Source organism: Enterobacter cloacae complex sp. P38RS (assembly GCF_014930775.1).
GTDB classification, from domain to species: domain Bacteria; phylum Pseudomonadota; class Gammaproteobacteria; order Enterobacterales; family Enterobacteriaceae; genus Enterobacter; species Enterobacter bugandensis.
This window is the reverse complement of record NZ_JADBRS010000025.1, coordinates 25359-33341: the sequence shown is the minus strand read 5'-3', so window position 1 is coordinate 33341 and position 7983 is coordinate 25359. Positions and strand designations below refer to the sequence as shown.

5 protein-coding genes and 1 tRNA gene are annotated in these 7983 nt (G+C 56.6%); 3 read left to right on the top strand and 3 right to left on the bottom strand.

Going from position 1 to position 7983, the window contains the following annotated elements; genetic code table 11:
- Position 1: 1 nt before the first annotated feature.
- Both IM303_RS21700 and orn read right to left on the bottom strand, forming a co-directional pair.
- Positions 2-74 (bottom strand) — tRNA-Gly (locus IM303_RS21700).
- Positions 75-270: 196 nt separating this feature from the next.
- Positions 271-816: an oligoribonuclease gene (gene orn / locus IM303_RS21695; RefSeq protein ID WP_028015247.1), complete on the bottom strand. Its 546-nt coding sequence runs from the start codon at positions 814-816 to the stop codon at positions 271-273.
- Positions 817-923: 107 nt separating this feature from the next.
- Between orn and rsgA the strand changes: the two genes are divergently transcribed.
- From rsgA to mscM, 3 genes are all read left to right on the top strand, one after another.
- Entirely contained in the window at positions 924-1976 is a 1053-nt protein-coding gene (gene rsgA, locus IM303_RS21690) for a small ribosomal subunit biogenesis GTPase RsgA (RefSeq protein WP_032644955.1), read from the top strand.
- Between the two features lie 97 nt (positions 1977-2073).
- Positions 2074-3042 (top strand): archaetidylserine decarboxylase, encoded by a 969-nt coding sequence (asd, locus tag IM303_RS21685; RefSeq protein ID WP_193360246.1) that lies wholly within the window; start codon positions 2074-2076, stop codon positions 3040-3042.
- Positions 3043-3061: 19 nt separating this feature from the next.
- The gene (mscM, locus tag IM303_RS21680) at positions 3062-6385 is read left to right on the top strand and encodes a miniconductance mechanosensitive channel MscM (RefSeq protein ID WP_193360245.1); all 3324 of its coding nucleotides are present in this window, start codon (positions 3062-3064) and stop codon (positions 6383-6385) included.
- 37 nt (positions 6386-6422) lie between these two features.
- Here the strand turns inward: mscM and yjeM are convergent, their stop codons facing one another.
- The gene (gene yjeM, locus IM303_RS21675) at positions 6423-7922 is read right to left on the bottom strand and encodes a glutamate/gamma-aminobutyrate family transporter YjeM (RefSeq protein ID WP_045261278.1); all 1500 of its coding nucleotides are present in this window, start codon (positions 7920-7922) and stop codon (positions 6423-6425) included.
- Positions 7923-7983: the final 61 nt, after the last annotated feature.

Sequence of the window (7983 nt, the reverse complement as noted above, 5' to 3'; positions counted from 1 at the left end):
GAGCGGGAAACGAGACTCGAACTCGCGACCCCGACCTTGGCAAGGTCGTGCTCTACCAACTGAGCTATTCCCGCAAATCTGTACTGCTTTTGTTGCTGTCGTAACGTGTAATTCTCTGTCGTTACGGGAGGCGCATTATACGAGAAATCCTTTTAGCTGCAACCCCCCTTAAAGTGATTTTTTCGAAATTCAGTTCAAGTGCTTATTTAATCGGCAAGCTGAACAATTTAACGACAAAAACCCGGCCACGCAAGGTGCCGGATCTCAAAATCACAGCTTAATAAAGTTTTCGCGGTAGTACGCGAGTTCCGCAACAGACTCACGGATATCGTCCATCGCCTGGTGCGTACCCTGTTTTTTAAAGCCGTCCAGAATTTCAGGCTTCCAGCGCCGCGCCAGCTCTTTCAGGGTGCTCACGTCCAGATAGCGGTAATGGAAGTAAGACTCCAGCTCCGGCATGTACTTGAAGAGGAAACGGCGATCCTGACCGATGCTGTTCCCGCAGATCGGCGATTTACCCGCTGGTACCCACTGCTTCAGAAATTCGAGCGTCGCCAGTTCCGCCTCGCGATCGCCCAGCGTGCTCGCCTTCACACGCTCGACAAGACCGCTGCCGGTGTGGGTACGCACGTTCCACTCATCCATCAGCGCAAGCTGGTCGTCGGACTGATGCACCGCAATCGTTGGCCCTTCGGCAAGGATATTCAGGTTGGCATCGGTCACCAGAGTTGCAATCTCAATAATGCGATCGCGCTCGGGATCCAGCCCGGTCATTTCGAGATCGATCCAAATCAGGTTGTTTTCATCCGCGCTCATGTTATTTTCCACCCTTCTCGCATAACCGGCAGTAGCAGGTTAACTAGTATTAATTAGAGTGTATCATAGAGGTTTTGCCCCTTACGGGCGACCAGGAGCCAGTGCGATTGAGTAAAAATAAACTCTCCAAAGGGCAGCAGCGCCGCGTGAATGCCAATCATCAGCGCCGTCTTAAAACCACTTCGGAGAAGGTCGATTACGACGACAACCTGTTTGGCGAACCAACGGAAGGCGTAGTCATCAGCCGTTTCGGTATGCACGCCGACGTGGAATCCGCCGATGGCGAAATCCACCGCTGTAACATTCGCCGGACCATTCGTTCTCTGGTGACCGGCGACCGCGTCGTCTGGCGACCGGGTAAAGAGGCGGCAGAGGGCGTTACGGTAAAAGGTATCGTTGAAGCGGTCCATGAGCGTACGTCCGTGTTAACCCGTCCCGATTTTTACGACGGGGTGAAGCCGATTGCCGCCAACATTAACCAGATTGTCATCGTATCGGCGATTTTACCCGAACTTTCGCTCAATATTATCGACCGATACCTTGTCGCCTGTGAAACGCTGCAGGTTGAACCGATTATCGTGCTGAACAAAATCGATCTGCTGGATGACGAAGGCATGGCTTTCGTTAATGAGCAGATGGATATCTACCGCAAGATTGGCTACCGCGTTCTGATGGTGTCCAGCTACACCAAAGACGGACTGAAACCGCTGGAAGAGGCGCTTACCGATCGCATCAGCATCTTTGCGGGTCAGTCCGGCGTGGGGAAATCGAGCCTGCTAAACAACCTTCTCGGCCTTCAGCAGGAGATCCTCACTAACGATGTGTCTGATGTCTCGGGTCTGGGCCAGCACACCACCACCGCCTCACGTCTCTATCATTTCCCTCACGGCGGCGATGTGATCGACTCACCGGGCGTACGTGAATTCGGTTTATGGCATCTTGAGCCGGAACAAATCTTTAATGGATTTGTCGAATTCCATGATTATTTAGGCGCTTGCAAATACCGCGACTGCAAACACGATAACGATCCAGGCTGCGCTATCCGCGAAGCGGTTGAGAAAGGTGAAATCGCGGAGACCCGCTTCGAGAATTACCACCGCATTCTTGAGAGCATGGATCAGGTAAAAACGCGTAAAAACTTTTCTGATTCTGATAACTGACAACTAAGCTAAGCATCGCTAAAATCGTCCCCTTTTTTCAGGTTCCGGCGGCTTACTGCCGGATCAGGAACGACAAAACAATGGCCTGGAGGCTACCTTGTTAAACGCATTTAAACTTTCGCTTCAATACATTCTGCCAAAACTGTGGCTCACTCGCCTGGCGGGCTGGGGCGCAAGCAAACGCGCGGGCTGGCTGACCAAACTGGTCATCGACCTTTTCGTTAAGTATTACAAGGTCGACATGAAAGAAGCGCAGAAGCCGGACACCGCCAGCTACCGCACGTTCAACGAGTTTTTCGTGCGCCCGCTGCGCGACGAAGTGCGCCCGCTGAACAGCGACCCTAACGTCCTGGTGATGCCAGCAGACGGCGTGATCAGCCAGTTGGGTAACATCGAAGACGACAAAATTCTGCAGGCGAAGGGCCACAACTACAGCCTGGAAGCGCTGCTGGCGGGCAATTACCTGATGGCGGACCTGTTCCGCAACGGTACCTTTGCCACCACCTATCTGTCACCGCGCGACTACCACCGCGTACACATGCCGTGTAACGGTATCCTGCGTGAGATGATCTACGTGCCGGGCGATCTGTTCTCCGTGAACCACCTGACCGCGCAAAACGTACCGAACCTGTTTGCCCGTAACGAACGCGTCATCTGCCTGTTCGATACTGAATTCGGCCCTATGGCGCAGATTCTGGTGGGCGCGACCATTGTCGGCAGCATCGAAACCGTCTGGGCTGGCACCATTACCCCGCCGCGTGAAGGCGTGATCAAGCGCTGGACGTGGCCTGCCGGTGAAGAAGAAGGTTCTGTCGCCCTGCTGAAAGGCCAGGAAATGGGTCGCTTCAAGCTGGGCTCTACCGTCATCAACCTGTTTGCGCCGGGCAAAGTGAAGCTGGCTGAGCAGCTCGAAAGCCTGTCGGTCACCAAACTGGGTCAGCCGCTGGCGGTCTCTACCGAAACCTTCGTGACGCCGGATGCAGAACCTGCTCCGCTGCCGCAAGAAGAGATCGACGCCGAGCACGACGCCAGCCCGCTGGTTGACGACAAAAAAGACGAAGGCTAACAAAAGAAGGATCGCTGACGTGCGCCCGATTATCGTTCTACTGATGGCCTGGTGCCTCAGCATGGGGGCGTACGCAGCGACAGCCCCAGACGCCAAACAGATAACCCAGGAGCTGGAGCAGGCGAAAGCGGCTAAACCCGCTCAGCCAGAGACCGTTGAGTCACTCCAGTCCGCACTGAACGCGCTTGAAGAGCGGAAAGGCTCGCTTGAGCGCGCTCAGCAGTATCAGCAGGTTATCGACAACTTCCCTAAACTCTCGCAAACGCTGCGCGCGCAACTCGCTAATCTGCGCGATGAGCCGCGCGAAGTGCCGGAAGGCATGACCACCGACGCCCTGAATCAGGAAATCCTGCAGGTCAGCAGCCAGCTCCTGGAAAAGAGCCGCCAGGCTCAGCAGGAGCAGGAGCGAGCGCGTGAAATTGCCGACTCCCTCAGCCAGCTTCCGCAGCAGCAAACCGACGCCCGCCGCCAGCTTAACGACGTTGAGCGCCGCGTGGGTACGCAAAGCGGCAACACGCCGCAGGCTCAGGCGCAAAATCTGGGTCTGCAGGCGGAATCTGCCCGTCTGAAGGCCCTTGTGGATGAGCTGGAGCTGGCGCAGCTTTCCGCCAACAACCGCCAGGAGCTGGCGCGGATGCGCTCTGAACTCGCTCAGAAGCAGAGCGAGCAGCTGGATGCGTACCTTCAGGCCCTGCGTAATTTGCTTAACAGCCAGCGCCAGCGCGAAGCCGAGCGAGCGCTTGAAAGCACCGAGCTGCTGGCGGAAAACAGCGCCAATCTGCCGGAAGGTATCGTCGATCAGTTTAAGGTCAACCGCGAGCTTTCTGCCGCCCTGAATCAGCAGGCGCAGCGTATGGATCTGGTTGCCTCCCAGCAGCGTCAGGCGACGAATCAAACCCTGCAGGTGCGCCAGGCGCTCAACACCCTGCGCGAGCAGTCCCAGTGGCTCGGGTCATCAAACCTGCTGGGCGAAGCGTTACGCGCCCAGGTCGCGCGCCTGCCGGAAATGCCGAAACCGCAGCAGCTGGATACCGAGATGGCCCAGCTGCGCGTGCAGCGACTGCACTTTGAAGATCTTCTCAATAAGCAGCCGCAAATACGCCAGATCCGTCAGTCTGACGGACAACCTCTGACCAGCGAGCAAAACCGTATTCTGGAAGCCCAGCTGCGCACCCAGCGCGAACTGCTGAACTCCCTGCTGCAGGGCGGGGATACGCTGATTCTGGAACTGACTAAGCTCAAGGTCTCTAACAGCCAGCTGGAAGACGCGCTGAAAGAGGTGAACGAGGCTACGCACCGTTATCTCTTCTGGACATCCGACGTACGTCCAATGACCTTCTCGTGGCCAATTGAGATCGTTCAGGATCTGCGCCGCCTGATTTCGCTCGACACCTTTAGCCAGCTCGGACAGGCCAGCGTGATGATGCTGACCAGTAAAGAGACGATTTTCCCGCTGCTTGGCGCGTTGGTTCTGGTGGGCTTCAGCATTTATTCGCGCAGACATTTCACCCGCTTCCTGGAGCGTTCCAGCGCGCGGGTGGGGAAAGTCACTCAGGATCACTTCTGGCTGACGCTGCGCACCGTGTTCTGGTCGATTCTCGTCGCCTCTCCGCTACCGGTGCTGTGGATGACGCTTGGCTATGGCCTTCGGGAAGCCTGGCCCTATCCGCTCGCGGTCGCCATTGGCGATGGCGTCACCGCCACGGTACCGTTGCTGTGGGTGGTGATGATTTGCGCGACGTTCGCGCGGCCTAACGGCCTGTTCATCGCCCACTTTGGCTGGCCTCGTAACCGCGTGGCGCGCGCCATGCGCTATTACCTGATGAGCATCGGGCTGATTGTGCCGCTGATTATGGCGCTGATCATGTTTGATAATCTTAACGACCGGGAATTCTCAGGTTCGCTGGGGCGCCTCTGCTTTATGCTGATCTGCGGCGCGCTGGCCATCGTCACGCTCAGCCTGAAACGCGCGGGGATACCGCTCTATCTGGATAAATCCGGCAGCGGCGACAACATGTTCAACCGGCTGCTCTGGAACCTGCTGCTGAGCGCTCCTCTGATTGCGATGCTGGCAGCAGCGGTAGGTTACCTGGCAACCTCGCAGGCGCTGCTGGCGCGACTGGAAACATCGGTGGCGATCTGGTTCCTGCTGCTGGTGGTGTATCACGTGATCCGGCGCGGGATGCTGATCCAGCGCCGCCGTCTGGCCTTTGACCGCGCCAAGCATCGCCGGGCAGAGATCCTCGCTCAGCGTGCCCGTGGCGAGGAAGAGCCAACCCATGTCAACAGCACGGAAGGCACGATGGATGCGGACGAGGTCGAACTGGATCTGGATGCCATCAGTACCCAGTCTCTGCGCCTGGTGCGCTCCCTCCTGATGCTGATTGCCCTTCTGTCGGTGATCTTCCTGTGGTCGGAAATTCACTCCGCGTTTGGCTTCCTGGAGAACATCTCTCTGTGGGACGTGACGTCCACGGTGCAGGGCGTTGAAAGCCTGGAGCCGATCACCTTAGGCGCGGTGCTGATTGCCATTCTGGTGCTGATCATCACCACCCAGCTGGTGCGTAACTTCCCGGCACTGCTGGAGCTGGCGCTGCTGCAGCATCTGGATTTAACCCCCGGCACGGGATACGCCATTACGACCATTACGAAATACCTGATACTGCTGTTTGGCGGAATGGTCGGGTTCTCAATGATTGGTATTGAGTGGTCTAAACTGCAGTGGCTGGTGGCCGCGCTGACGTTTGGCCTTGGCTTTGGCATGCAGGAGATTTTCGCTAACTTTGTATCCGGCCTGATCATCCTTTTTGAAAAGCCGATTCGCATTGGCGATACGGTGACGATCCGCGATCTGACCGGGAGCGTAACGAAGATCAACACCCGCGCCACCACGATCAGCGACTGGGACCGTAAAGAGATCATCGTGCCGAACAAGGCATTTATTACCGAGCAGTTTATCAACTGGTCCCTGTCGGACTCCGTTACGCGCGTGGTGCTGACGGTACCGGCGCCGTCGGATGCCAACAGTGAAGAGGTCACGCAGATCCTCTACACCGCCGCTGAACGCTGTACGCTGGTGCTCGATAACCCTGCGCCGGAAGTATTCCTGGTTGATTTACAGCAGGGGATCCAGATTTTCGAACTGCGTATCTACGCCGCCGAAATGGGGCACCGCATGCCGCTGCGCCATGAGATCCACCAGCTGATTCTGGCGGGATTCCGCGAGCATGGTATTGATATGCCGTTCCCACCGTTCCAGATGCGTCTGGAAAGCATGGACGGACGCAAGATGGGTAAAACGCTCACGTCGGCGGCAAGATCGCGCCCGGCGGGAAGTCTGTAATCGTTCTCCCCTCCCTTTCGGGAGGGGTATTTTACCGCTACGCCACTTCCGTGACGTACGCCATTGAGCGCCGGCGGTAATTCTCATAAATCCCCATCGCCAGCAGCGAGAAGAAGACTGGCCCACCGACCATCCACAGCGCGCTGTTCCAGTCGTTCGCCTCAACCACGGGCTGAATAACGGTAAAGATGTTGGCAAATGCCACGACCAGCACCACCACCGTGGTCGCCAGCAGCGTTGCCGCGCGGGTTTTGAAGATCACAAACGGACGCTCAAGATCCCGCTTCGCCTTAAAGAACGGGAACGCCAGCGTCAGGAACAGGTACGGCAGCGTCATCGATACGTTCGCCATCAGGGTCAGCTTATTATAGAACGCAGACGCGGTATCACCGCCAAATGACACCAGCAGAATGAACACACACACCAGCAGACACTGCATCCACATGGCGTTGGCAGGCATGCCTGCGGTATTGAGCTGCGTCATGCGTGCCGGCCACAGCGCCTTTGGCGTACCCTGGATGATTGCTTTCAGCGGCGAGTAGATTAGCGTGAAGAACGCGCCGGTATAGGCAAGGAACATCGACAGGCCGGTAATGCGCGCAAACCAGATCCCCAGGGTGGCCGATGCTTCCGGCGTCAGGTGCATGGCGTTACCCAGCGTCATTCCCAGGCTTTTCATCAGCACGTAGGTGATGTTCCCGAGGTTAGTGGTATTGTTACTCAACACCTGCTGCCAGTTAGTGCTAACGCCCCAGAGGAAAATCGCCAGCGAATAGCCGATGGAAATCACGATGGCGGCAAAAATAATCCCTTTGGCAAAGTTTTTTTCCGGGTTCTCGGTCTTATCGACCAGCCCACCTACCGCTTCAATACCGCCGTAGGCAAAAATGGCAAATACCACGAAGGAGAGCATGGCCAGACCGGACTGATAGCCCGGATTAGGCGATGATACGAAGTTCACCTCCTGCGCGAAGTGTCCGCCGTTCAGGCACAGAATGGCGATACTCACCAGCAGCAGCACCAGGTTCAGGCACATCACGGAAATACCGCCAACGGCGGTGATACGGGCAATTTTGTTGATGCCTTTTGACGCCACCAGCGTCACCACCACCATCCAGCACACCGCCAGAATCCCGACCACCTGCGTGGAGCTCAGCCCGGCTAAAGACCAGACCTGCGTTTTATCCGCACCGAAAAGAAACGTGGAGAACGGCACCCAGACTTTGGCCGCCGTGCTGACCATCCAGACGACGTAGGAGGAGAACCACATAAACGTCCCGATAAACGCGTAGCGCGGGCCGATGCTGTTGTTCATCCATGAATAGATACCGCCCTCTTCTTTCCGGTAAGCCGAGCCCATCTCCGCCATCATCAGCGCAAACGGGATAAAGAAGAACAGAGCAGAAACGATATAAAACGGCGTCGCGCTGTAGCCCATCAGATAGAAAGCCGACGGGCTGTTGGCAAAGCCAAAAACTGACGTAAAAATCATCAGAATGAGCCCGGTGAGGGTCATCTTTTTGAGTGACTGGGACATATAACCATCCGAAGAGGAATTAAACTGCGCGGATGGTAGCAGATGACCAGACTAATATTGT